Genomic DNA, 22845 nt, shown 5'->3' on the forward strand with positions numbered 1-22845 from the left:
GGTCTGTACCCCGGCGGACCGAGGCAAAGAAGAATGTGATCTTTATGGGTCGGTCAGGCGGCGGCCAGGTGGGTGCGGCCGAGGTTCGGGTGGTCCTGGGTCCAGGCCACGTAGTCCTCGTTGCGGGAGATGACGTCGTGGTAGGCCTCGCGGGCCAGCTCCAGGACCTTCGGCGCCGAGCGGGCGGCCGGGGACTCCGGGTGCCAGCCCAGGATCAGGCGCCACCGCAGCGGCGCACCCTTGAGTGGTCGGGTGGTCAGGCCGGCCGGCGGCCGGAACGTGGGCTGGCACAGGCCGATCGCGACGCCCAGCTCGACCATGTCGATGCAGGCGCGCACGTCGGTCTCCAGAACCCGGCGCGGCGCGAAGCCGGCCCGGGCGCAGGCGGCGGCGAAGCAGGTCTCGAAGCAGCCGTCGCCCGGGGCGGCCGACCACTGCTCGTCGGCCAGCTCGGCCAGGTCGACCTCGGCGCCCTTGGCCTGCGGATGGTCCTCGGGCATGAGCACGCAGACCGCGTCGACCGAGATGGTGTCCCAGACCAGGCCGAAGTCGGCCGAGGGCAGGGCGTCCCCGCACACGCCGACCTGGACGAAGTCCAGCTTGCCGTTGAAGGCCATGGTGGCCAGCTCGTCGACCGAGTAGGAGGCGTAGGTCGAGATCTGCGACTCCGGCTGGGCGGCCGAGAGCCGGTGCAGCAGATGCGCGAAGACCGGCCCGCCGATCGCGCCCATCCGGTACCGCGTCATGCGCGACGATCCGCCGGATGCGAGCCGTAGGGCCTCGTCCTGCAGGCCTTTCATCGCCGGAAGCAGCACCCGGGCCCGGGACAGCACCAGCTCGCCGAGCGCCGTGGGACGGGCACCGCGCCGGTCCCGGTCGAACAGCGGGCCGCCGAGCGTGCGCTCGATCCGCTGCAGTTGGGCGGTGAGCGCTGGTTGGGCCAGGCCGAGTTGTGACGCGGCCTTGGTGACGCTGCCGGTCTCCGCGATGGCGCAGACCACCTTCAGATGCCGCAGCTCCAGGTTCATAGCGTGACGTTAGGACTAGAAAGGGATCGAAGGCTAGCCCTGAAACACGTGGGAAGATCGGTAGTTTGTGACAAACCGGTTAAGTAACGGGATCATCCGGTCTAAACGGTCGTTAAGTAAACGCACGTTTACAGATTGTGCGTGTACGTCGTCCGCCCGGTCGCCACATCACGAAGCTTGTCGATCACTCCGACGAGCGGGTCGACCACTTTGTTCCACGGCGGCGTGACCGGAGTCGACAGGTGCGGCCGGGTCGGCGCGGCCTCCTGGGCGGTCTCCACCCGGTTGCCCAGCCGGATCATGTCATCGGCCGGGACCATCTGCATCAGCAGCGGGAACAGCTCGCCCCGGTCGGCCTCGACGTGCCGGCGCACGGCCGCGGTCAGCTCGTCCAGGCGCGACCGGTCCTGCATGAGCTTGAGCAGCTCGCGGTCCTCGGCCAGCTCGCGGTCGGCGATCCGCTCGCCGTCCGGGACGGCGGTGCGGACGGCCGGGTAGAGGTACTGCTCCTCGGCCGAGAGGTGACGGGCGAGAGTGGCAATAAGGACGTCGTACGCTTTACCCGACATATCGTGGTTCAGTAGGCCGAGGATCTCCCGGTGCTGCTCGTCCAGGACATCGACGACGTTGCGTCCGGAAAGGGCGCCCTCGACCGGCGGGAGCGGGGGAAGATTCACGTCAGACATGTCCGCGGCGGTACCCGGTATGCCATTGCCCTCAAACACCGTTGACAACTTGCTGGTAAGAAGGGCGGATGAACTCCTCCGCCGTGGACGAGGTCGTCGGCCTCTGCCAGGACCTGTTGCGCATCGACACCACCAACACCGGGGACCCGCGGACCACCGTGGGTGAGCGGGTCGCCGCCGAGTACGTCGCCGGGAAACTGGCCGACGCCGGCATCGAGTCGCGCCTGCTGGAGTCGGCCCCCAAGCGCGCCAACCTGGTCGCCCGCATCCCCGGCGCCGACCGCTCGCGCGGCGCGCTGCTGGTGCACGGGCACCTCGACGTGGTGCCGGCCGACAAGAGCGAATGGTCGGTCGACCCGTTCTCCGGGGAGATCAAGGACGGCTACCTGTGGGGCCGCGGCGCGGTCGACATGAAGGACTTCGACGCCATGGTGCTCGCCGTCGTCCGCGACTGGCAGCGCACCGGCTACGTCCCGCCGCGCGACATCATCCTGGCCTACACGGCCGACGAAGAGGCCGGGATGGAGTACGGCTCCCAGTGGCTGGTGCAGAAGCACCCGGAGCTGTTCGAAGGCGCGACCGAGGCGATCGGCGAGGTCGGCGGGTACTCGTACACCGTCAACAAGGATCTGCGCCTCTACCTGGTGCAGACCGCCGAGAAGGGGCTCGACTGGCTGCGCCTGCACGCCACCGGCCGGCCCGGCCACGGCTCGTTCATCCACGACGACAACGCGGTGACCGCCCTGGCCGAGGCCGTCGCGGCCGTCGGCCGGCACCGGTTCCCGGTCGTCGTCACCCCGACCGTGCGCACCTTCCTGGAGCAGGTCGGCGAGGCGCTCGGCATCGACATCGACCCGGCCGACCCGGAACTGGCCATCGCCAAACTCGGCCCGATCGCCAACCTGATCGGCGCCACCATCCGCAACACCGCCAACCCGACCCGCCTCGAAGCCGGCTACAAGGACAACGTCATCCCCGGCCGCGCGTCCGCCACCGTGGACTGCCGCACCCTTCCCGGCCAGGCGGAGTCGTTCCTGGCCGAGCTCCGTGAGATCATCGGGCCGGACGTGGAGATCGAGCACGTGCACCAGCAACCGGCCGTGGAGACCGAGTTCGGCGGGCCGCTGGTGAACGCGATGGGCGCGGCGCTGCGGGCCGAGGACCCCGGTGCGCGTACCGTGCCGTACCTGATGTCCGGCGGAACGGACGCCAAGGCGTTCAGCACCCTCGGCATCCGATGCTTCGGGTTCGCCCCGTTGCAACTTCCGCCCGACCTGAACTTCGCCGCCCTGTTCCACGGCATCGACGAGCGGGTGCCCGTCGAGGGTCTAAAGTTCGGCGTGCGTGTTCTCGACCGATTGCTTCGGAACAGTTAGATGATTCGGGCTACAGCTTGGAAGGACCCCCAGACAGATGAGTGACCAGAACGCGGAGCTCGACGCCGCCCTCGAGCGGGTGGTAGAGGCAGCGCGGGCGCACCTCACGGCCGTCAAGGCGGCCGCGGGTCGCATTGACGACGACGACGTCTGGCAGGCGTACGTCGACCTCAACAACGCCTCCTTCGCGTACGACGAGAAGCTGCTCGACGCATTCGGCGAGGTCACGCCGTGGGACGTCGAGTCGATCGACCCGGACGAGGCCGACCAGCGCTTCCTGGCCGGCGAGGCCGGGGACACCGGCGCCGGCGACCCGTACCCGCAGGTCATCTCCGTCCGGCAGCGCCGCGACTACCGGGTGCCCAGCGTCTCCGCCCTGCTCAAGGTCGCGGAGAACGCCCGCCGCGGCTCCGTCCCGGAGGACGAGGAGGTCGGCCCGGTCGAGTCCGTCGGCGAAGCCGTGCTGGAACTCCTCCAGGCCGGCGACGGCTCGCTCGCGTCCCTCGACGTGCCCGAGCTGGAGCCGCTGGACGGCCTGCTCACGGTCACCGAGGTCGACGAGCCCCTGGACCTGGAGGCCTTCGACGACGCCGACGGCTCCGGCCCGTTCGCGCCGGTCGAGGGCGACCAGCTGGTCGGCCGCCTCGACGAGCACCCGTTCCTCCCGGACGAGGAAGACGACCACGCGGGCCACAACCACTGAACCGGAAAACCCGCTCGGCTCAGGCCGGGCGGGTTTTTTATAGGCTGAGTCCGGGCTGGGGAGTCGGCTGGATCCGCCGGCGGAGCATCACCTTGCGGCTGCCGTCCGCGAACAGCTGAACCCGGGCCAGCTCCCACCCGGAGAACTCCGCCTGTATGGCGAGCTGCGCCGCCGCGGTCAGACGATCGACATTCGAAGGCAACCGGAGCGGCGCGTATTCGTAGTCCATGCCGCCTAGAATGCCTCTCCAGCCCGATCCTCGACAAGCTCTGACCAGGGGCTATTCACTTCGAGCGGCGAGCGGAGCGAAGTGTTCGTGCGTGTACTACCGGATCTCGCCTGGTCAAGCTGCCTCCGAGCCTTGAGTCTCAAGAGGCGGGCTGCTCGCGGCGGCCCGTGATGGTGACTACACCCGCCGGGCGTTGACCGGCGGGCGACGCGTTCTGCCTCGGTGGCCTAGACCACGGTCCGGACCCAGGCGACGCCCGTCGTGAGAGCGATGAACAGCGTCACGGCGCCCATCCGTGCCCACGGCACGGCCCGGATCCGGCTGTCGGCGCCGATCGAGATGCTGATCCCGACGGCGATCGCCAGCATCAGGCACATGAATCCGGTGAGCGCACGCCGGGCGGGGTTGTCGACATCCCAGTAGAGCCAGAGCCCGCCGGCGGTGGCCGCCAGCAGCAGCAGCGTGAAAACGACGAACGGAAATGCGATCCGCCAGCGCTGAAGGACGCTCACGCCCGCTCGATCTCCCGGATCCGCAGCGCGTCCGACTCGAAGCTGCGACGCTCGTCGGACGGAAGGCCTCGACGTTCCTCTTCGGCTTTGCTCGCGGCCTCGGCCAGCCCGTTCCCGTGCCAGCTGAACGACGCTGCGGCCCGGAGCGAGGCCTCGCCGTTGAGAACGGTGCGCGCGAAGGATCCGACCGGGTCGTCCTTGCCGGGTCGGCTGTCCGCGAGATGATGCAGTAGTGCTTGCGCCAGTGGCTGGTGGAGTGTCGAACTGCTCATAAGCCTGACCTTCGATCACGAGACGGGATGCGAGTGGCGCTAGCCTAAAGCCGGATGATGATAGGCATCGATTCCTGGGAGATCCTTGACGCCGAAGTTGGCCTGGATTCCGGTGACCGTAGCGGATATGGCCTTGACCGCGTCTTCTGCAGCGCCGTAGAAATCGCTGATGACCTGGTAGAGGTCCAATGCGATCCAGCTGTAATAGGCGGCGACGCCGTACCCTGCCACCGCTCCGAAGGCTGTTTCGATGAGTGCGGTGCCCGCTGCCATTCCGCCGCTGACCATGATGAGCGCGTCGTAGAGATCCATGATCAGGCCGGCTGTCAGGTCGTACAGTTTCTTGACCACCTCAGCGGTGTCCATATACGCCTGCGAATACCTCTGGGCGGCGCCGGCGAGGCCGGCGGCATTGAGTGCCAGATTTACCTCGAAATTCTGGAAGCCTTCCGAAGCATTGCCCTGCCAGGCCGTGGGGACGTCCGTGGCACTCCCGCCGAGATTGTGGGCTATGGCATCCGCCGCGGCTCCGGCCTGTGCGACCGCGTTGCCGGCGTAGACGAACGCCTGCCATTCGCCGGCGAGTTTACTGGTCCAGAACTCGAAGGGATCCTTACCGAAAAGGCTGATGCAGACCTGGCGCAGCCAGGCCGTGGGGGACACCAGGTCGGCGAGCGGGTTCAGGCTCCACATCTCGATGGGCACCGCATACTCAGGGCTCCGAAGACAGGTCACCGGCTCCTCGACGTCGGCGAAGGCGGCTCGGGAGCTCTCCACGTCCCCGCGTGTCGGTGACGTCAGCGCTCGCAGCGCCGCCGGGTCGCTGACGCCGTTGCCGATGGTGTCGATCGCGGCGGCCGCGGCCTGATCGGTGTGCTGATACATGATCTGAGCCTTGTTGATCTCGGTTCCCGCCGATCCGGAAAGGTCACGAAGTCTCGTCAACGCGGTTTCGACCTGGTCGAGGATGTGATCCTGCGGCCCGGCGAAATACATGATCAGTCCAGCCCCCGTGAAACTGATGTGGCAGTTACTTTGCGTGTAGGCGAGCGCGTCCGAGGCGTCGGAAGATGCGCGCTGCAGTTGGTTGTACAGGCGATTCATGCCGTCTGGATCAACGTGAAGCTCAGTCATCTCTCCCCGTTTCCGGCACTGCCGCCGACAGGCTCCATAGGCAACGGTCACCGAGTGGTACAGCCGGCCGGGGAGAAAGGTTCAGATCCGGGATTGTTCGGGAAATGCGCGGTGGCCCGTCCCGCGGCTACCGTGTCAGCGCCGTGTTTCGTCGTGCCGGGCCGATCACGGGAGCTAGTGCCTCGTCATGCGGCCTTGAACGGGTAATCCGGGTGGCGGATCTTGGACTCGGTCGCGTATCCGGTTTTCGGACGGGCTCGCTGGTTGTGCCAGCGGATGTAGTCACCGATCGCCGTGTCCTGCTCGGCGTGGGTGCGGTGGTCGGTGCCGTTGAGGGCGAAGTAGCGCAGGGCGGCGAACTCGGCCTCGATCCAGTTCAGCCACGAGCTGTAGGTCGGCAGGAAGACAAGGTCGATGTCGTTGGCCTGGCACCAGGCCCGGACGGTCGGATGCTTGTGCGGGGAGAAGTTGTCCAGGATCAGGTGCAGCGTCTGTCCTGGCCAGCGGCGTCGCAGGCTCTTGAGGAAGGCGAGGAACTCGCCCGAGCGTTTCCGGTCCCTGATCCGGTAGTGGATCTTCCCGGTGGCCAGGTCGAGGCTGGCGATCATGTGCCGGACCCCGTGGTCACGGTGGTAAGTCGCCCGTAGCCGGACCGGCTTGCCCGGTGGTTTCCAGGCTTTGCCCGGCCGGGGCTGCAGGTTCAGCGGCCCGAACTCATCGACGCAGACGACCCGCCCGCCGGCCGGTGGATGGTCGTAGAGGTCGAGGACCCGGCGCATCTTGGCGGTGAAGTCCGGGTCGTTGCTGGCCTTCCACGTCTTCGACTGCTGCCAGGTCACGCCGCGTTCGTGCAGGATCCGCCGGACCGTCTCGATACTGATCGTGGCGACCCGGCCGCTCTCGATCAGGTAGTCACGCAGCTTCGACAGCGACCAGCAGGAGAACGGCTGGCCCAGGAATCGGGGGTCACATCGGGCGATCACGCAGATCCAGTCGCGGACCGGCTCACTGATCTTGTTCGGTGTGCCCCCTCTCCATTTTGGGTCCAGCGCGTCGAACCCCCGCTCGTTGAACGCGTGGATCACGTCGCGGACGTAGTCCTCGGTGGCCTTGAGCAGGTACGCGATGTCCGGCGCCGGCTGGCCCTGGCCGGACATCAGCACGACGATCGCCCGGCGCAGCTTGACCGGGTTTTTCGCAGTCCGCGTGATCTTCTGCAGCCGTTGACCTTCGGCCATCGACAGTGCCCGCACGAACACTTCCGGGCGTCGTCCCACCCGGCATCACCTCCCACACCACAACGCGAGAGGAACAGCCTGCCCGAAACGGCCTCAGAACCGACGGATTACACGGCCAACGTTCAAAGACGAGGCACTAGGGGGAGACGAAACCGGATCGGTAGGCGACGACCACCGCCTGCGTACGGTCCCTGACCCCGAGCTTGCCGAGCACATTCCCCACATACGTCTTGATCGTCTCCACCCCCAGCACGAGCCGCTCGGCGATCTCCGCGTTGGACAGCCCGTCGGCCATCAGCGCCAGCACCTCGGCCTCCCGCGCGGTCAGTCCCGCGGCTTTCAGGCTTCCGTCCGGTCGCGAGTAGGCCGCCGCCAGCTTCTTGATCGCCGCCGGGAACAGCAGGGAGTCGCCGCGTGCGACGACTCGGACGGCTTCCACGATCTGTTCCGGCCGGGCCCGTTTGAGCAGGAATCCGCTGGCCCCGGCGTGCAGCGCCTCGTACACGTACTCGTCGTTGGCGAATGTCGTCACGACGAGCACTTTCGGCGCGTCGGCCGGGAACTTGGCGAGGACCAGGCGCGTCGCCTGAATGCCGTCGAGCTTCGGCATCCGTACGTCCATGAGAATGACATCGGGCCGGAGCCGGACCGCCGCCGGGACCACGTCGCTGCCGTCCCCGACCTCGCCGAGAACGGTGAGGTCGGGCTGGGCGCCGAGGACGGCCCGCAGCCCGGCCCGCACGAGTTCGTCGTCGTCCACGATCAGCAGGCCGGTCATCGGCCCACCGGAAGACGGGCGGTGACCTGCCAGTTCTCGCCGGCCGGCCCGGCTTCGAGGGTGCCGCCGAGCAGGCGTACGCGTTCCCGCATGCCCTCGATCCCGTGCCCGCCGCCGCGCCGCCGGCCCGCCTCGGCCCGCCGGTTGATCACGTCGATCACCAGGTCCTCCTCCTGCCGGATGCGCAGCGTGACCGGCCCGGTGCCGTGCCGCGCGGCGTTGGTCAGCGATTCCTGCACGATCCGGTACGCCTCCCGGGACACGTGCGGCGGGAGGTCGATGGGCGATATATCCGCATCAATCCGGTCGGACAGAAGTCCGTTCACCGCGTCGAGCGTCGGCCCGGCCACCTCGTCCCGCAGGATGCCGAGAACCGCGTCGAGCTCACCGGCGGCCGCCCGCCCGGTCTCCTCGATCGCGGACAGCGCCCTCAACGCGAAATCGGGATCGTTCCCGAAGACCGCCCGAGCCGCCCCGGCCTGCAACGTCATCGCCGTCAACGCATGCCCGACGGAATCGTGCAGTTCCCGCGCCAGCCGATTGCGCTCGGCGAGCAACCGTTCCCGCTCGGTCTCCGACGGCCCCAGCAGCACCGGCGCCATCGTCGCGGCCAGCGACCCCAGCCCGGCCACCGCGTAGATCGCCCCGGCCAGGATCACCGGCGCGGCCGGCAGCCACCACCAGCCGCCGGTGCCCGGCACGAGCGTCTCACCGCCGGTCAGGGCGAGAATGCCGACCGGCACGACGACGAGCAGCACCGCCCCGATTGCCACCCCGGTGACCAGGTGCAATCCGAACCAGAGGGCCGCCCGCAGCCGGGTCTCGCGGGCCATCCGATGGCCACGATCATGCCCGGGCAGGTCGACCCCGAGCAGCGAGCGCGCGGCCGCGATCTCCAGCTCCCGGGTGCCGGCCAGAAACGGCGGGACCAGCGCGATCCCGGCGGCGGCGAGCACGGCCCACAGATTGCTCGGCCAGTGCTCCGGATCCTCGGCGACAGATCCGATCACCAGACCCAGACCCAGCGCGTACGGCAGAGCCAGCACCGACCCGAGCAGCAGGAACACCGCCCGCCGGTACGTGGCGGCCGTGACCAGCGGACGCAGCATCGCGTCAGAGCACCCCGTGCGGGTCGCCGGTGCCCTCGCGTTCCGGATAGCCGACGTCGATGGCCGACACGTCCTCCAGCGCGAACGCTATCTCGGCCGGCAGCGTCAGCTCCTCGCTGCGCAGCGCGCCCTGCAACTGCCCGGCGGTCCGGGCGCCCAGGATCACCGCGGCCAGTCCGGGCCGATCCCTTATCCAGGCCAGCGCCACCTCGAGCGGCGACACGCCGAGACCGCCGGCCGCGATGACCACCGCCTCGACGATGCTGGAGCTGCGCGGCTCCAGATAGGTCTGCACGAACGGCGCGTAGTGCTCGGACGCGGCCCGCGAGTCGAGCGGGCGCCCGTTGCGGTACTTCCCGGTCAGCACACCCCGCCCCAGCGGCGACCAGGCCAGCACCCCGAAGCCGAGCGCCGCCGCGGCCGGCAGCAACTCCCGCTCGATACCGCGCTCCAGCAGCGAATACTCCATCTGGGCGGCCACGATCGGCGCCCGGTTCGGGTAGGCCGACTGCCAGGTCGCGGCGCGCGCGGTCTGCCAGGCGGCGAAGTTCGACACGCCGACGTAGCGCACCTTCCCGCTGTGCACCGCGTGATCGAGAGCGGACAGCGTCTCCTCGAACGGGGTCTGCCCGTCGTAGCCGTGCACCTGCCACAGATCGACGTAGTCGGTGCCGAGCCGGCGCAGCGACGCGTCCAGGGATCGCAGCAGGTTGCCGCGCGACCCGTCCCGCGCCCGCCAGCCGTGCGGGGTCAGCCCGGCCTTGGTGGCGATCACCACCTCGTCGCGCGGGACCAGGTGATCGAGCAGGGAGCCGATCACCGCCTCGGCGTCGCCGTTGCCGTACACGTCGGCGGTGTCGATCAGAGTGCCGCCCGCCTCGAGGAACAGCTTCATCTGCTCGGCCGCGTCATCGGGGTCGGTGTCCCGTCCCCAGGTCATGGTGCCGAGGGCGAGCCGCGAGACCGCTAGCCCGCTTCGGCCGAGCGGTCGCTGGTGCATGTAGTGAACCTTATTCAGACCTGGTCGACAAAGAAATCCTCCGGCTCGACAGGGTGCGTCGGTTACCGGACGGAAACGTGACGGGTTCCCATCAGTAGGCTTGCGAGCGGATCGCCAAGATCTAGGTCTCGTCAGTGACGGAGGGCAGGGCAGTGCGGCTCGGACTCAGCCTCGGTTATCAGACGGCGTGGAGCACGCCGGCCGACCATCTCGCCATGGCCCAGGAGGCCGATCGGCTCGGCTACTCGGTGGTCTGGGCCGCCGAGGCCTACGGGTCGGACACGGTCAGCATGCTGGCCTGGCTCGCCGGGCAGACGGAGAGGATCGACATCGGCTCGGCCGTGCTGCAGATACCGGCGCGCACCCCGGCCATGACCGCGATGACCGCGGCCACCCTGGACACGCTCTCCGGCAGCCGCTTCCGGCTCGGCCTGGGCGTCTCCGGCCCGCAGGTCTCCGAGGGCTGGCACGGCGTCAAGTTCGCCAAGCCGCTCGCCCGTACCCGGGAATATGTCGACATCGTCAAGATGGCGCTGCGCCGCGACCGCGTGCAGTACGACGGCGAGCACTACCAGCTGCCGCTGCCCGGCGGCGCCGGCAAGGCGATCAAGCTCGGCTTCCACCCGCCGCGCGCCGAGGTCCCGATCTACCTGGCCGCCGTCGGCCCGAAGAACCTGGAACTGGCCGGCGAGATCGCCGACGGCTGGCTGGCCATCTTCTTCGCCCCCGACGCGGCCGACGACCAGCTGCGGCACATCGCCGCCGGCCGGGCCAAGCACGGTCAGGGGCTGGCCGGCTTCGACGTCGCCCCCAGCGTGCCGGTCGTGGTCGGTGACGACGTCGCCGCCTGCGCCGACGTCGTGCGGTGGTATGCGGCGCTCTACATCGGCGGCATGGGCAGCCGGGAGCAGAATTTCTACAACCAGTTGGCCGTACGGATGGGATACGCCGACGAGGCCAAGAAGGTCCAGGACCTGTACCTCAACAAGCAGGTCGCCGAGGCCGCCGAGGCGGTGCCGCAGGAGTTCATCGAGCGCACCTCGATCATCGGTGACAAGGCCCGCATCACCAAGCGGATCAAGGAGTACGCGGCGGCCGGCGTCGGCACCCTGTCGATCAGCCCGTACGTCGGCGACCTGGAGTCCGGCCTGGAGACGCTCCGCGTCGTCGCGAGCGCGTACGAAGAGTCCGGCGTGGCCCGCTAGTGGCAACCGTCCTCCTCCTGCGGCACGGCCGCACCACCGCGAACGCGACCGGCGAGCTGGCCGGTCGCCGTCCCGTCGAACTCGACGACACCGGGCGCACCCAGGCCGGCCGGGTCGCCGAGCGCCTGCGCGGGATCCCGCTGGCCGCCGTCGTCTCCAGCCCGCTGATCCGCTGCCGGCAGACCGTCGGACTGGCCCTGCCCGGGACCGAGCCGGCCCTCGACGACGGACTGATCGAGTGCGGGTACGGCGAATGGGAGGGCCGCCCGCTGAAAGAGCTGGCCAAGGAGCCGCTCTGGCCGGTCGTCCAGCAGCACCCGAGCGCCGTGACCTTCCCCGGCGGCGAGTCCATGGCGGCCATGTCCGCGCGCGGCATCGCGGCCGTCCGCGCCTGGGACGAGAAGGTGACCGCCGAGCACGGGCCGGAGGCCATCTGGCTCGCCTGCAGCCACGGCGATGTGATCAAGGCCATCGTCGCCGATGCCATGGGCCTGCACCTCGACCAGTTCCAGCGGATCGTCGCCGACCCGGCATCGATCACCGTGATCCGGTACACGCCGACCAGGCCGTTCCTGGTGCGCGTGAACGACACGGGTGAACTGGCCTCGCTCGTACCGAAGAAAACCGATGGTGACAAGCCCGCCGAGAGCAGCGACGCGGCCGTCGGCGGCGGCGCCGGAGGCGGCGTCTGACGACCCTCCGTGATCGGGCGATAGTCGCTGCGTGCACCCAGTTGCGCCCAGGGCGAACCGGGGTCGTCGGGCCGCGCGATGACGGCTGTGGGTGGATAGTGTTGGCTCCATGACCCACCAAGTGCATGCCTTCGAGCCGCCCGAGCGGTTCGTCGCCGGGACGGTGGGCGAGCCCGGGGACCGGACGTTCTTCCTCCAGGCGCGCGGCGGCGGCCGGGTGGTCAGCGTTGCCCTGGAGAAGGTCCAGGTGTCGTTGCTCGCCGAGAAGCTCGAAGAGCTCCTCCTGGAGGCGAACAAACGGTTCGGTGTCACGCTGCCGGAAGTCCCCCTGCTGCCCGTGCACGACAACGAGCCGCTCGACACCCCCGTCGACGAGGAGTTCCGGGTCGGCACGCTGGGGCTGGCCTTCGACGTCGACACCGCCACGGTCGTCATCGAGGCGATCGAGGCCGGCGAGGCCGAGGTCGAGATCTCCGGCGACCCGCTCGCCGAGGACGAGGACGAGACCGAGGACGACGACGAGGAGCCGGACGACGACCTCGACCGCCTCCGGGTCCGCCTGACCCCGGAGGCGACCAGGGCATTCATCGACCGGGCCCGTCGCGTGGTGGCCGCCGGCCGCCCGCCGTGCCCGCTCTGCGGCCAGCCGCTCGACCCCGGCGGCCACCTCTGTCCCCGGCACAACGGTTACCACCGGTGACGGCCGAGCCGACCGAGGTGCTCGCCGAGGCCGACGCCCTGGAGCTGCTCGGCTGCGGCCAGATCGAGATCGAGGGCCGCCTGGTCGACGCCTCGAACACGACGCTGCGCGCCGAGATCAGCCTCAACGGCGTGACCCGCCGCTGCGTCTACAAGCCGGTCCGCGGCGAGCGCCCCCTGTGGGACTTCCCGGACGGCACGCTCGCCGGCCGCGAGGTGTCGGCCTACCTGGTGTCCCGCGCCACCGGCTGGGGCCTGGTCCCCCCGACGATCCTGCGGGACGGCCCGCTCGGCCCGGGTGCGCTCCAGCTGTGGATCGACGAGCCGGAGGCCGCCGAGTCCCTGATCGGCTTCGTCCCGGCCTACGACGTCCCCCCGGGCTGGTTCCCGGTCGCCGCCGCCCGCGACGACGACGGCGACGCCTTCGCCCTGGCCCACGCCGACGACCCCCGCCTGGCCCGCCTGGCCGTCTTCGACGCCGTCATCAACAACGCCGACCGCAAGGGCGGCCACGTGCTCTACCCCGCCACCGGCTCGATCCACGGGGTGGACCACGGCGTCAGCTTCCACGTGGAGAACAAGCTCCGCACCGTCCTGTGGGGCTGGACCGGGAAGCCCTTGCCCGACGAGGCGGTCGACGTGCTCAGCGCCCTGCGGGCCGACCTCGACGGGGCGTTGGGCGAGGCCTTGGACGAGCACCTGACCATCTCCGAGGTGCAGCACGTCGGCTTGCGGGTGAAGCGGTTGCTGCGGGCGGGCCGGTTCCCCAAGCCCCCGACCGACTGGCCGGCCATTCCCTGGCCCCCTGTCTGACCCCTCCTCCGCCGTCTGGCCTCGCCCCTCCACGCTTGTTTCGGTGGCCCCTTGGGCCCTCAATGGCCTCCCGGCCCGCTTTCCCCCGGCCCGCTTTCCCCCGGCCCGCTTTCCCCCGGCCCGCTTTCCCCCGGCCCGCTTTCCCTGGCCCGTCGGCCTGCCCGCGCTCTCCTGCGCCCCTCGGCCCTCCTGGCCCGCCTCGGCCGTGTGCACTCCCGGCCCGCCTCGCTCGCCCCTCCAGCTACCTCTTCCGGCCCGCCTCGCTCGCCCCTCCAGCTATCTCTTCCGGCCCGCCTCGCCCGCCCCTCCACCTACCTCTTTCGGCCGCTTCACCCCGCCGGTGGAATCAGCCTGAGGTCTGCCCCAGGGGCCGAGTCAAGCCCGCCGGGCAGGCTTTTTCGCCGCTCGGCGATCAGCCTGACGGTCTTTCCGCGGCCTGTTACCAGAGGTTTAGGTCACGCCCCGGAGCCTCTGTGACAAGTGCTGGATAGGCTCCGAGCATGGACGCTTGGACCGGGCATGACGTGCCGACCCTGCCGGGGGACGCCCCCACGCTGAAGCTCTACGACTCGGCGCGCCGGTCGGTGCATCCGGTCACGGCGGGGGAGACCGCGACGATGTATGTCTGCGGCATCACCCCCTACGACGCGACCCATCTCGGTCACGCCGCCACGATGATCGCCTTCGACCTGGTCAACCGCCTGTGGCGGGACGCCGGCCACGGGGTGAGCTATGTGCAGAACGTGACCGACATCGACGACCCGCTGCTGGAGCGCGCCGAGCGCGACGGTGAGGACTGGGTGGTCCTGGCCATGCGCGAGACGGCCCTGTTCCGGGAGGACATGGAGGCGCTGCGGATCATCCCGCCGGCGCACTACGTGGGTGCCGTCGAGTCGATCCCGTCGATCGCCGAGCACGTCTCCACGCTCGTCGCCCGCGGTGCCGCCTACCGTCTTGAGGACGGGACGGGCGACGTCTACTTCGACATCACCGCCGCGCCGAACTGGGGCTACGAGTCGAACCTGTCCCGCCCGGAGATGACCGAGCTCTCCGCCGAGCGCGGCGGCGACCCGACCCGCGAGGGCAAGCGCGACCCGCTCGACCCGCTGCTGTGGCGCGGCGCCCGGGAGGGCGAGCCGGTGTGGGACGGCGGCGACCTGGGTCCGGGCCGTCCCGGCTGGCACATCGAGTGCGCGACCATCGCGCTGAACCTGCTCGGCGACACGATCGACGTCCAGGGCGGCGGCAGCGACCTGCTCTACCCGCATCACGAGTGCTCGGCGGCTCACGCCGAGGTCCTGACCGGCGCGGCGCCGTTCGCGGGGCACTACGTGCACGCCGGCATGATCGGTCTGCAGGGCGAGAAGATGTCGAAGTCCAAGGGCAACCTGGTCTTCGTGTCCCGCCTGCGCGCCGACGGGATCGACCCGATGGCGGTCCGGCTGGGTCTGCTGTCCGGCCACTACCGGGCCGACCGGGAGTGGACCGACGAGGTTCGCAAGGCCGGAGAGCAGCGCCTGGCCCGCTGGCGTGAGGCTGCGGCCGCGCCGTCCGGCCCATCCGGTGCCGGCTTGCTCGATGCCGTACGGGAGGCCTTGACCAGTGATCTGGACGCTCCCGCGGCTCTCGCGGTCGTGGACGCCTGGGCCGAGGCGACGCTCTCCGGTGCCGGCGATGACGAGGCCGCGCCGGCCCTGATGGCGCAGACGGTCGATGCCCTTCTCGGCGTGCGTCTCTGACCTGTAGTTCCTCAGCAGGGCGGTCCCGTCTCGGGGCCGCCCTGCTGGCGTTCGCTGTTCCGATCGGGGATTCGGCTTCGAGCGGGCGTCACGCCGTACGTCGGCAATGGTGTGGGTTTTAGGGGTCTTTGCGGCCGATTGTCGGGTGGCCGGGGGGAATCGTCGAGGCGCAGACAGCTCGCCGCTCGGAACCCTAGCCCCTGGTCAGCGGGCCTGTAGGCAATTTGCCGAAATAACGCGCCTTCCGGTGTTATTCGGTGGAAATGCGTGCATTTTGGGCGTCGGCGCGACATGCTTTCGGAGGTCAAACCAAACGTTCGAAAGGAACCAACATGCGTCGTCCGGCTATGTACGCTGCCGGCCTGTTCCTGGCCACCGGCGCGAGCCTCGCCCTCGCCGCCGGCCCGGCCGCTGCGGCCGGCACCCACTGCAAGAAGCACGCCAGTGCTGCGGCCGTCCACGCCACCGGGCACGCCTCCGGCTACGGCCACGGTGCCGCGGTCGCCGGCGACACCTGGTACCCGGTGCCGGTTCCGGTCGGCTACGGCTACGGGGGCTACCCGGGGTACGTCGGTGGCTACGGTGGCTTCGGTGGCTGCAGCACGAACATCGCGCAGCAGAACACCCAGGTCGGCCTGATCAACCTGAACGGAATCGCCGGCGGCAACAGCGGCCTCTTCGGCGGTTGCTGAACGGCTGTTCCCGCGGTAACCGCTCACCGGCCCTGACGGGCTGAGCGGTAGCAAGCCACAGGCCCGAGGTGCCATCCGGCTCCTCGGGTCTGAGCTTTTCCAGCACCTCGACGCTCGCGCGCGGGGCGCTCCAGCGATCCGCCGGCGGATCACCCGTGCACGTGGCTCAGGCCCGGCTCGGGAACCGGCATCGCGGACTCCCGCCGACCGGGCCTCAGGCCTCGACGCCGACCGGTGCGAACTCCCGCAGATACGTCTGCCCGACCAGGTCCGCCCCGAACGCCCGTTGCGGTTCCTCCTTCACCAGCTCGAACCCTCGCCGCAGGTACAGCTGCCGGGCCGCCACCAGTGGATTCGTGGTCCACAACCGCATCCGCTCATACCCGGCGTCCACCGCGAACCCGATGCACGTGTCGACCAGCCGCCGGCCCAGCCCCAGCCCGCGTCCCGACGGGTGCACCAGCAGGACTCGCAGCACCGCCGTGCCCGGCTCGTCCCCGGCCACGCAGAGCACGCACCCGACCCGCCGCCCGTCAGCCTCCGCGATCCATCCCGCCTCCCGCTCCGGATCGTGCCCGGCCGCGTAGCCGGCGACGATCCGCGCGACCATCGCCTCGAAGCTGGTGTCCCACCCGTACTCCTCGGCGTAGATCTCGCCGTGCGCCTGCACCACCCAGCCCAGGTCTCCCGGCTGCCCGAGTTGCCGAATCGTCGCCTCCATCACGCCGCCTCCGTAACTGAAACACTCGTTTCAGTCGGATACTAACCCGATGGTCGACACCACGGCAGCACCCTCGGCCCGCCGGACCGAACTCCTCGAACTCGCCTACGCTTACGTGAGCCGCCACGGCCTGACCGAGCTGTCGCTGCGCCCGCTCGCCGCCGAGATCGGCTCCAGCCCGCGGGTCCTGCTGTTCCTCTTCGGCAGCAAGGACGGCCTGGTCCGCGCTCTGCTGGCCCGCGCCCGGGAGGAGGAGCTGGCCCTGCTCCGCCACCTGCGCGAGGGGACGCCGCGGCCCGCCGGCCTGCCGGACGCCGGCGAGCGCATCTGGTCCTGGCTGAGCGATCCCGCCCATCGCCAGGTGCTGATCCTGTGGCTGGAGGCCTACGCCCGTTCGCTGGTCGACCCCGCGGGCCCGTGGTCCGACTTCGCCGCCGGCACGGTCGCCGACTGGCTCGACGTGCTGGCCGCGGCCCAGCCGGAGTCCGAGCGCGACACCCCGGACGGTCTGGCCCGCCGCACGGCCCTGCTCGCCGTCCTCCGCGGCGCGCTGATCGACCTCCTGGCCACGGCCGACGAGCCGCGAACCACCGCCGCCGTACGCCGGCACCTCCAGGACTGACCCGCCGGGATCATCGATCGCACCGCAACGGGCCGCCGCACCCGCCCGCAGTGCCGCCACCGGAGCTGTGATGCGGGGTTGACGGGAACGGCGAGCCCCCACCCAGAACATGATCATCGGAATCCCTGGCCCTCACAACAACTCGGCGTCGTGGACGAGCAGGGCGATCTGGACCCGGTTGTTCAGGCCCATCTTGGTCAGCAGCCGCGAGACGTGCCCCTTCGCCGTCGGCAGGCTCATCGTCAGCTCGGCGGCGATCTCCGCGTTCGAATGCCCCCGGCCGACCAGCACCGCCACTTCGGTCTCCCGGTCGGTGAGAGTGGCCAGCCGCGTCTTCGCCCGCGCCCGGCGGGTGCCCGCGGCCGGGTCGGCGACGTGGTCGATCAGCCGCCGGATCGCACGGGGGGAGAGGATCGCCTTGCCCGAGGCGACCGTCCGCACCGCCGCCAGGATCTCCAGCGGCGGTGTGTCCTTGAGCAGGTAGCCACTGGCCCCGCCGCGCAGCGCCTCCAGCACGTAGTCGTCCGCGTCGAACGTGGTCAGCACGATCACCTGCGGCGCGCTCGCCCGCTCCCGGATCCGCCGCGTGGCTGCCAGCCCGTCCACTCGTGGCATCCGGATGTCCATCAGCATCACGTCCGGCCAGTGCGCCTCGGCGACCCGGACCGCCTCGTCGCCGTCCCCGGCCTCGGCCACCACCTCGATGTCCGGCGAACCGCCAACCAGGATCCGCAACCCCGCCCGCACCAGCGCATCGTCGTCCACGATGGCCAGCCGGACGGGCCGCCCCGAGACCGGCCCGGCCGGGTCGCCGCCCGCCCCGAGCCGCTCGGCAACGCCCCCGCCCGCATCGCTGCCGGCCGGGCCGGGGTTGCTCGCACTCACGCCGGCCACGGCAACTCCGCCTCCAACCGGAAGACGCCGCCGTCCGCCCCGTAGCGGAAACTCCCGCCGGCCATACCGACCCGCTCCCCGATGCCGACCAGGCCGAGCCCGCTGCCGGGCGGGGCACCCGCCCTCGTACCCCGGAAGGGGTTACTGATCGTGATGCGCACGCCGTGGCCCGCGGCGCCCTCCAGAAGGACCGTGGCCGCCGCGTCCGAACCGTGCTTCCGCGCGTTGGTCAGGCCCTCCTGCACGATCCGATACACCGTCCGGCCCAGCATCACCGGTGGCCCGTCCGGCGGCAGCGCACTGTCGAACCCGATGCTCATCCCGGCCGCCCGCACGCTCGCGACCAGCTCACCCACGTCGGCGAGACCGGGCTGGGGCGGCTCGGGGCGCCCCCGCGGCACCCCGACCACCGACCGCAACTCCTCCAGCGCCTCGTGCGCACTCGTCCGGATGGCGCCGGCGGCCAGCGACAACTCCTCCGGCGGCAGCGAGCCGCGCACCTCCAGCGCCCCGGCGTGCAGGCTGATCAGCGACATCCGGTGGGCCAGCACGTCGTGCATCTCCCGGGCGATCCGTGCCCGCTCGGCGAGTCTCGCCTGGTCCTCCCGCAGGTGCTGCTCGGCCTCCAGCCGCGCCGCGTGATCACGCAGCGAGGTGGTCAATCGTCTGTAGGCCCGCACGAACGATCCCCAGCCCAGCGCGGCCGCGGTGATCACGCCCCGAACCACGAAGTCGACCCACACGTCGTAGGCCGGCCGGTCCTGCAGCAGGTAATAAACGCCTCCGGTCGCGACGTTGACCGTGCCGAGCAGCAGCAACAGCGGGAAGCGCAGCCTGATCGCGGCGGTGAACAACGCCACCAGGATCGGCCCGGTCGCGGCCACCGAGACCACCCCGAACGGCAGCAACGCCACCAGGACGGCCAGCGGATGTCGCCGGCGGACCAGCAGCGCGGCGGCACCGGCCCCGCCCAGCGCCAGATCGACCGGCCAGGGGATCGCCGCGCCCGGGCGGGTGGCGTCGCCGACCAGCATCATCGTCGTCCCGTAGAGCAGTGCGAGGACGATCGCAATGGCGTCGGCCAGCCGGTCCCGGACAGCGGCCCGGCGGCTGCCGGGCTCGGGCACCAGCAGATGGAAAAGCATGCCGCCGAGCCTAGGTCGCGGCCGGACGCCGCCGCACCCTTCCAAAGTAGGGGTCGAATCTGGTTCTCCGGACCGATGCGGCCGGCCTCCCTCATGGACCAATCTCGGCGGCATGGCGATTCCCGCACCGACCCACCCGTCACCGAACTTCCGTCTGCGCCTGGCCGCCGTGCTCCTGCTCGCCGCGGCCTGGGGCGCCGCCGCCGCGTTCTGGACCCCACGCGGCCCACTGACCAATACGCAGGCGCTCTGGTCCATCGCGATGAGCGCCGGCGTCGGCTTCGCCGCCGGGCGCCTGCTGCGCTCCCGCTGGGCAATTCCGACAACCTCGATTGCGTACGTCGTGAGCCTGGAGATCTTCCGCATGACCGTCTCCGGCCCGTCGGTCGATCCGCCGCACCCCAGCGTGCTCGGCGTCGTCGCCCTGGTCGCCGGTCGCGGCGTGCACGGCCTGCTCGCGCTGCTCCCGATGGCGCTCGCGGCAGCCTACGGGTGCGGTTTCCGTCGCCGCCGTGGCCGCGTCCTGGCCGCCGTCTGGACAGCCGTGCTCGCCCTGGTCACAGCCGCAGTTGCCGTCCCGGCCCGCACCGACGCGATCCCCGGCGGCGTCGCCGAGCTGACTCACGTCGACACCGGCGGCCATCGCCTGGGCCTGATGATCCGCGGCCGGGATCTGACCGAGCCGGTGCTGCTCTTCGTCCCGGGCGCGCCCGGCGGCTCGGAGACCGGCGCGATGCGCGCCCATCTCGCCGGCCTGGAGTCCCACTTCATCGTGGCCACACTGGACCGCCGAGGCGGCGGCGCGTCCTACGCGGCCCTCGATCCGACGTCCACGATGACACCGGAGCAGAACGTGGCCGACATCCTGGCGGTCACCGACTACCTGCGGTCCCGCTTCCGGCGCGACCGGATCGTGCTGCTGGCGCACTCCGGGGGCTCCCTGCTCGGCGCCCTGGCCGCATATCGGCATCCGGAGAAGTATTCGGCTTATGTCGGCACCGGCCAGGCCGTCGACGTCGAGGCCAGTGACCAGGTCTTCTACGACGACATCCTGGCCTGGGCCCGCCGCACCGGGAAGGCGGATGTGGTGCGCACGCTGGAGAGACAGGGCCGGCCGCCGTATCGGGGTTTCTGGCCCTACGAGACGTTCATGCTGCACGAGAACGAGGCGTATGCCCAGCGGTCCGCCCCGCTGGAGATCGCCGGATCGGAGTACACACTGCTGGAGAAGGCGCACACGCTGAACGCGATCATGGACAGCTGGGACGCCTTGTATCCCCGGGAGCAGGCCATCGACCTGCGACGGGACGTGACCGAGTTGAAGGTGCCGGCCTACTTCATCCAGGGCGGCAACGAGATGCGCGGCCTGAGCGTGCTGTTCACCGAGTGGTATGCGGGGTTGCGGGCGCCCGCCAAACAGCTGGTGACGATCCCGGGGGGAGGCCACCGCGCGATGTTCGAGGAGCCGGACCGTTTCACCGCCGCGCTCACCGATCTCCTCAGCCCGTGATGGAGACCAGTCTGTGGCAGGGATCGGCCGGTGGTGGGGGTCGGCCGGTGGCGGGGGTCGGCCGGACCGCCCGCTTCGGCCGGTGGCGAGGGCCGGCCGGTGGCGAGGGCCGGCCGGTGGCGAGGGCCGGCCCGTCATGGGGCCGGACTGTGGTGGAGGCCGGCCTGCGGCGGGGACGGCCCGTGGCGGGGGATCGGACAGTGACGGAGGTCGACCCGCGACGGGGAGAGGAGAAGCCCGGGCCGCGGCGGCTCAGGCGAGGGCGAGCCCGGGATCGGGATCGGGCTCCGGGCCGGGCCCCGGGATCTTGTACTCCTCGGTCAACGTCGTCATCGGGCCGGGCCAGGTCGCCTGGGCCACCTCGATCGGCTTGCGGGTCTCGTCGAAGGCGACGTGCAGCAGATGCAGGACGGGCGTGTCCGGCCGGATCTGCAGGATCTCCGCCTCCTCGCGGCTCGGCTGCCGGGCGGTGATCGTGTCGGTCGCGCTGGCGTAGCGGCGGCCGAGCACCTCCTCGGCCTCCTGGTACAGCGGCCGGCCGAACGACTCGGCCCGCTCCAGGCTGGTGCCGTTGGCGTCGGTCACCCGGAACCAGGAGGCGCCCAGCTCGACGGTCGCGTCGTCGGTGCGCACGATGTGCCGCCGCACCAGCATCTCGGTGCCGTCCCGGACCCCGAAGGCGTCGGTCACCTCAGGTGGCGCCGCCTCCCGGCCCACGCCGACGAGCTGCTGGCGATACCGGGCGGCCAGGTCGGCGTGGTAGCCGCGATGCGCGCCGTACCGCCCCCGCGACAGGCGGTTCAGGCGACGGCGGGTGCCGCGCACGTACGTACCGGATCCGGGTTTGGTGATCAGAACGCCCTCGACCCGGAGTTGATCGACGGCCCGCTGAACGGTCTGCTTCGCGACCCCGAACATCTCGGCGATGGCCGGGATGGAGGGCAGACGTTCCCCCGGCTGCCACTCTCCACGCCGGACACGTTCCCGCAGTTGCCCCGCGATCTGCCGATGCGGGAACTCGGCCGCACCCGGGTTGATAGTCATGGCACCTCCATAGGTTCCTAGGATGCCGCACGCGCCGTGCTCGTTCACGCATCGACACGCCGTTGTCTTCCGGCTTGCCGCCGCATGGCGGTTGACCTGCGAACAAGTGGCCGCCGGCCCCGGCCGTGACCGGGACGTGCAGGTCCGGGCGTTCCCGGCCGGCGTGAGTGAATAGGGCTATCAGCTGTACCGCAGATAGATGTCTAGCGTGTACGTCCCTTTCGGCCCATACTGGCGTCAGAAACGCGAGTCATGGGGGCTGACAAAACGAAAAGGCGGCACCCAGTTCCAGCTGAGTGCCGCCCTAGGCCTCCGTCCCACAGGGAGGGGAGGACCTTGCCATCTGTCATCTTTCGCCACATCCCCTCCCTCCTGTCAACCCCGGGAGGAGGGGAGTGTCATGCCGGTCTTCTATCGAGGGCCGCGCGCGTTGATCACCCATCGGATGATCGAGGTGCCGAGCCGTCAGAGGCAGGCCTTCGCGCTGCGGCAGTTGAGCCGGATCCAGGCCGTCGAGGAGGGGCGGGACGCCGGTACGACGAGGTACAGGGCGGTCGGCGTCTCGGCCGTGTTCACCGTCGTCTGGGCCGTGCCGGTTCTCGGGCGGACGTCGTTGCTGCTGGCCGGGGTGGTCGCGATCGCCCTGGTGGTGTGTGCCGGCGCCTGTCTGCGGGTGCGTCCCCGGTCGGCGTTCCGTCTGCTGGCGCTGGCCGGAGGGGAGTTGGTGATTCTGGTGGAAACCGACGACCGGGTGGAGTTCGATCAGATAGTGCGAGGTTTGATGCGTGCCCTGGACTACCGTGCCAACGGTTGAGGGTGTTGCGCACTTCTGATCACGTCCGAGGTGTAGAGTCCGTGCGGCTGACGGCGACAAGTCGGCCAGCCGCACCGCTATCAGCTATATAGCAGTCAGCATGCAGAGCAGCCAGGTTGAGTGCAGCCAGGATCGATCGGGGACAGGAAGCCATGCCCAGCGGGCCGGGAGAGTCACCCGCCGTCGCGCG

25 protein-coding genes are annotated in these 22845 nt (G+C 70.4%); 11 read left to right on the top strand and 14 right to left on the bottom strand.

The window, feature by feature from the left end:
* Positions 1 to 53: 53 nt before the first annotated feature.
* The gene (locus ACSHV8_RS05660; protein ID WP_436530068.1) at positions 54 to 1028 is read right to left on the bottom strand and encodes a LysR family transcriptional regulator; all 975 of its coding nucleotides are present in this window, start codon (positions 1026 to 1028) and stop codon (positions 54 to 56) included.
* A 128-nt stretch (positions 1029 to 1156) separates the two neighbouring features.
* Positions 1157 to 1714 (bottom strand): hemerythrin domain-containing protein, encoded by a 558-nt coding sequence (locus tag ACSHV8_RS05665; RefSeq protein WP_436530070.1) that lies wholly within the window; start codon positions 1712 to 1714, stop codon positions 1157 to 1159.
* A gap of 68 nt (positions 1715 to 1782) precedes the next feature.
* Here ACSHV8_RS05665 and ACSHV8_RS05670 point away from each other — a divergent pair, with 68 nt between their 5' ends.
* Positions 1783 to 3090, top strand: coding sequence for a M20/M25/M40 family metallo-hydrolase (locus ACSHV8_RS05670; RefSeq protein ID WP_436530072.1), 1308 nt, complete (start codon positions 1783 to 1785; stop codon positions 3088 to 3090).
* A gap of 37 nt (positions 3091 to 3127) precedes the next feature.
* Positions 3128 to 3793, top strand: a complete 666-nt coding sequence (locus ACSHV8_RS05675) for a hypothetical protein (RefSeq protein ID WP_436530074.1) — start codon at positions 3128 to 3130, stop codon at positions 3791 to 3793.
* Between the two features lie 37 nt (positions 3794 to 3830).
* On the opposite strand, the gene ACSHV8_RS05680 is transcribed toward ACSHV8_RS05675, so the two are convergent.
* The 8 genes from ACSHV8_RS05680 to ACSHV8_RS05715 all read right to left on the bottom strand — a co-directional run bounded on the left by ACSHV8_RS05680 (position 3831) and on the right by ACSHV8_RS05715 (position 10065).
* Entirely contained in the window at positions 3831 to 4022 is a 192-nt protein-coding gene (locus ACSHV8_RS05680) for a DUF5703 family protein (RefSeq protein ID WP_436530075.1), read from the bottom strand.
* A 227-nt stretch (positions 4023 to 4249) separates the two neighbouring features.
* Positions 4250 to 4534: a hypothetical protein gene (locus ACSHV8_RS05685; protein ID WP_436530077.1), complete on the bottom strand. Its 285-nt coding sequence runs from the start codon at positions 4532 to 4534 to the stop codon at positions 4250 to 4252.
* Positions 4531 to 4806, bottom strand: a complete 276-nt coding sequence (locus ACSHV8_RS05690) for a hypothetical protein (protein ID WP_436530079.1) — start codon at positions 4804 to 4806, stop codon at positions 4531 to 4533. The genes ACSHV8_RS05685 and ACSHV8_RS05690 overlap by 4 nt, the downstream gene beginning before the upstream one ends.
* A 39-nt stretch (positions 4807 to 4845) precedes the next feature.
* Positions 4846 to 5910, bottom strand: a complete 1065-nt coding sequence (locus ACSHV8_RS05695; protein ID WP_436530081.1) for a hypothetical protein — start codon at positions 5908 to 5910, stop codon at positions 4846 to 4848.
* A gap of 215 nt (positions 5911 to 6125) precedes the next feature.
* The gene (locus tag ACSHV8_RS05700; RefSeq protein ID WP_436525318.1) at positions 6126 to 7217 is read right to left on the bottom strand and encodes an IS630 family transposase; all 1092 of its coding nucleotides are present in this window, start codon (positions 7215 to 7217) and stop codon (positions 6126 to 6128) included.
* Positions 7218 to 7314: 97 nt separating this feature from the next.
* On the bottom strand, positions 7315 to 7956 hold the full coding sequence (locus ACSHV8_RS05705) for a response regulator transcription factor (protein ID WP_436530083.1): 642 nt from the start codon (positions 7954 to 7956) through the stop codon (positions 7315 to 7317).
* Positions 7953 to 9065 carry a sensor histidine kinase gene (locus ACSHV8_RS05710; protein ID WP_436530085.1) on the bottom strand — a complete coding sequence of 371 codons (1113 nt, stop codon included), beginning with the start codon at positions 9063 to 9065 and terminating at the stop codon, positions 7953 to 7955. The genes ACSHV8_RS05705 and ACSHV8_RS05710 overlap by 4 nt, the downstream gene beginning before the upstream one ends.
* A gap of 4 nt (positions 9066 to 9069) precedes the next feature.
* Positions 9070 to 10065: an aldo/keto reductase gene (locus tag ACSHV8_RS05715; protein ID WP_436530087.1), complete on the bottom strand. Its 996-nt coding sequence runs from the start codon at positions 10063 to 10065 to the stop codon at positions 9070 to 9072.
* Positions 10066 to 10217: 152 nt separating this feature from the next.
* Here ACSHV8_RS05715 and ACSHV8_RS05720 point away from each other — a divergent pair, with 152 nt between their 5' ends.
* The 6 genes from ACSHV8_RS05720 (at position 10218) to ACSHV8_RS05745 (ending at position 15905) form a co-directional block, all read left to right on the top strand.
* Positions 10218 to 11270 carry an LLM class F420-dependent oxidoreductase gene (locus tag ACSHV8_RS05720; protein ID WP_436530089.1) on the top strand — a complete coding sequence of 351 codons (1053 nt, stop codon included), beginning with the start codon at positions 10218 to 10220 and terminating at the stop codon, positions 11268 to 11270.
* On the top strand, positions 11270 to 11962 hold the full coding sequence (locus tag ACSHV8_RS05725; protein ID WP_436530091.1) for a histidine phosphatase family protein: 693 nt from the start codon (positions 11270 to 11272) through the stop codon (positions 11960 to 11962). The genes ACSHV8_RS05720 and ACSHV8_RS05725 overlap by 1 nt, the downstream gene beginning before the upstream one ends.
* Positions 11963 to 12071: 109 nt before the next feature.
* Positions 12072 to 12662 (top strand): DUF3090 domain-containing protein, encoded by a 591-nt coding sequence (locus ACSHV8_RS05730; RefSeq protein WP_436530093.1) that lies wholly within the window; start codon positions 12072 to 12074, stop codon positions 12660 to 12662.
* A complete protein-coding gene (locus ACSHV8_RS05735) occupies positions 12659 to 13474 on the top strand; it encodes an SCO1664 family protein (protein WP_436530095.1) in 816 nt (271 codons plus the stop codon). The genes ACSHV8_RS05730 and ACSHV8_RS05735 overlap by 4 nt, the downstream gene beginning before the upstream one ends.
* A 500-nt stretch (positions 13475 to 13974) precedes the next feature.
* The gene (gene mshC / locus ACSHV8_RS05740) at positions 13975 to 15213 is read left to right on the top strand and encodes a cysteine--1-D-myo-inosityl 2-amino-2-deoxy-alpha-D-glucopyranoside ligase (RefSeq protein WP_436530097.1); all 1239 of its coding nucleotides are present in this window, start codon (positions 13975 to 13977) and stop codon (positions 15211 to 15213) included.
* A 332-nt stretch (positions 15214 to 15545) separates the two neighbouring features.
* Positions 15546 to 15905, top strand: coding sequence for a hypothetical protein (locus ACSHV8_RS05745; protein ID WP_436530098.1), 360 nt, complete (start codon positions 15546 to 15548; stop codon positions 15903 to 15905).
* Between the two features lie 214 nt (positions 15906 to 16119).
* On the opposite strand, the gene ACSHV8_RS05750 is transcribed toward ACSHV8_RS05745, so the two are convergent.
* Entirely contained in the window at positions 16120 to 16626 is a 507-nt protein-coding gene (locus ACSHV8_RS05750; protein WP_436530100.1) for a GNAT family N-acetyltransferase, read from the bottom strand.
* Between the two features lie 49 nt (positions 16627 to 16675).
* Here ACSHV8_RS05750 and ACSHV8_RS05755 point away from each other — a divergent pair, with 49 nt between their 5' ends.
* Positions 16676 to 17248: a TetR family transcriptional regulator gene (locus ACSHV8_RS05755; RefSeq protein ID WP_436530102.1), complete on the top strand. Its 573-nt coding sequence runs from the start codon at positions 16676 to 16678 to the stop codon at positions 17246 to 17248.
* A gap of 132 nt (positions 17249 to 17380) precedes the next feature.
* Here ACSHV8_RS05755 and ACSHV8_RS05760 read toward each other — a convergent pair whose 3' ends face one another.
* Both ACSHV8_RS05760 and ACSHV8_RS05765 read right to left on the bottom strand, forming a co-directional pair.
* Positions 17381 to 18133 carry a response regulator gene (locus tag ACSHV8_RS05760; RefSeq protein ID WP_436530104.1) on the bottom strand — a complete coding sequence of 251 codons (753 nt, stop codon included), beginning with the start codon at positions 18131 to 18133 and terminating at the stop codon, positions 17381 to 17383.
* Entirely contained in the window at positions 18130 to 19287 is a 1158-nt protein-coding gene (locus ACSHV8_RS05765; RefSeq protein WP_436530105.1) for a sensor histidine kinase, read from the bottom strand. Before ACSHV8_RS05765 ends, ACSHV8_RS05760 begins: the two co-directional genes overlap by 4 nt.
* Before the next feature lie 112 nt (positions 19288 to 19399).
* On the opposite strand from ACSHV8_RS05765, the gene ACSHV8_RS05770 reads away from it, so the two are divergent.
* Positions 19400 to 20797 (top strand): alpha/beta fold hydrolase, encoded by a 1398-nt coding sequence (locus ACSHV8_RS05770; protein WP_436530107.1) that lies wholly within the window; start codon positions 19400 to 19402, stop codon positions 20795 to 20797.
* Between the two features lie 252 nt (positions 20798 to 21049).
* Here ACSHV8_RS05770 and ACSHV8_RS05775 read toward each other — a convergent pair whose 3' ends face one another.
* On the bottom strand, positions 21050 to 21841 hold the full coding sequence (locus ACSHV8_RS05775; RefSeq protein WP_436530109.1) for a GntR family transcriptional regulator: 792 nt from the start codon (positions 21839 to 21841) through the stop codon (positions 21050 to 21052).
* A gap of 400 nt (positions 21842 to 22241) precedes the next feature.
* On the opposite strand from ACSHV8_RS05775, the gene ACSHV8_RS05780 reads away from it, so the two are divergent.
* Positions 22242 to 22655: a DUF6232 family protein gene (locus ACSHV8_RS05780; protein WP_436530111.1), complete on the top strand. Its 414-nt coding sequence runs from the start codon at positions 22242 to 22244 to the stop codon at positions 22653 to 22655.
* The last annotated feature ends 190 nt before the right edge of the window (positions 22656 to 22845 follow it).

Origin of the sequence: Actinoplanes sp. HUAS TT8, assembly GCF_051380535.1 — a bacterium.
Classification (GTDB): domain Bacteria; phylum Actinomycetota; class Actinomycetes; order Mycobacteriales; family Micromonosporaceae; genus Actinoplanes.

Excerpts from the sequence above, each read along its gene's own strand:
- ACSHV8_RS05660 (WP_436530068.1), bottom strand. The coding sequence starts at position 1,028 with ATGAACCTGGAGCTGCGGCATCTGAAGGTGGTCTGCGCCATCGCGGAG.
- ACSHV8_RS05665 (WP_436530070.1), bottom strand. The coding sequence starts at position 1,714 with ATGTCTGACGTGAATCTTCCCCCGCTCCCGCCGGTCGAGGGCGCCCTT.
- ACSHV8_RS05670 (WP_436530072.1), top strand. The coding sequence starts at position 1,783 with ATGAACTCCTCCGCCGTGGACGAGGTCGTCGGCCTCTGCCAGGACCTG.
- ACSHV8_RS05675 (WP_436530074.1), top strand. The coding sequence starts at position 3,128 with ATGAGTGACCAGAACGCGGAGCTCGACGCCGCCCTCGAGCGGGTGGTA.
- ACSHV8_RS05680 (WP_436530075.1), bottom strand. The coding sequence starts at position 4,022 with ATGGACTACGAATACGCGCCGCTCCGGTTGCCTTCGAATGTCGATCGT.
- ACSHV8_RS05690 (WP_436530079.1), bottom strand. The coding sequence starts at position 4,806 with ATGAGCAGTTCGACACTCCACCAGCCACTGGCGCAAGCACTACTGCAT.
- ACSHV8_RS05695 (WP_436530081.1), bottom strand. The coding sequence starts at position 5,910 with ATGAATCGCCTGTACAACCAACTGCAGCGCGCATCTTCCGACGCCTCG.
- ACSHV8_RS05705 (WP_436530083.1), bottom strand. The coding sequence starts at position 7,956 with ATGACCGGCCTGCTGATCGTGGACGACGACGAACTCGTGCGGGCCGGG.
- ACSHV8_RS05710 (WP_436530085.1), bottom strand. The coding sequence starts at position 9,065 with ATGCTGCGTCCGCTGGTCACGGCCGCCACGTACCGGCGGGCGGTGTTC.
- ACSHV8_RS05715 (WP_436530087.1), bottom strand. The coding sequence starts at position 10,065 with ATGCACCAGCGACCGCTCGGCCGAAGCGGGCTAGCGGTCTCGCGGCTC.
- ACSHV8_RS05730 (WP_436530093.1), top strand. The coding sequence starts at position 12,072 with ATGACCCACCAAGTGCATGCCTTCGAGCCGCCCGAGCGGTTCGTCGCC.
- mshC (WP_436530097.1), top strand. The coding sequence starts at position 13,975 with ATGGACGCTTGGACCGGGCATGACGTGCCGACCCTGCCGGGGGACGCC.
- ACSHV8_RS05745 (WP_436530098.1), top strand. The coding sequence starts at position 15,546 with ATGCGTCGTCCGGCTATGTACGCTGCCGGCCTGTTCCTGGCCACCGGC.
- ACSHV8_RS05750 (WP_436530100.1), bottom strand. The coding sequence starts at position 16,626 with ATGGAGGCGACGATTCGGCAACTCGGGCAGCCGGGAGACCTGGGCTGG.
- ACSHV8_RS05755 (WP_436530102.1), top strand. The coding sequence starts at position 16,676 with ATGGTCGACACCACGGCAGCACCCTCGGCCCGCCGGACCGAACTCCTC.
- ACSHV8_RS05765 (WP_436530105.1), bottom strand. The coding sequence starts at position 19,287 with ATGCTTTTCCATCTGCTGGTGCCCGAGCCCGGCAGCCGCCGGGCCGCT.
- ACSHV8_RS05770 (WP_436530107.1), top strand. The coding sequence starts at position 19,400 with ATGGCGATTCCCGCACCGACCCACCCGTCACCGAACTTCCGTCTGCGC.
- ACSHV8_RS05775 (WP_436530109.1), bottom strand. The coding sequence starts at position 21,841 with ATGACTATCAACCCGGGTGCGGCCGAGTTCCCGCATCGGCAGATCGCG.
- ACSHV8_RS05780 (WP_436530111.1), top strand. The coding sequence starts at position 22,242 with ATGCCGGTCTTCTATCGAGGGCCGCGCGCGTTGATCACCCATCGGATG.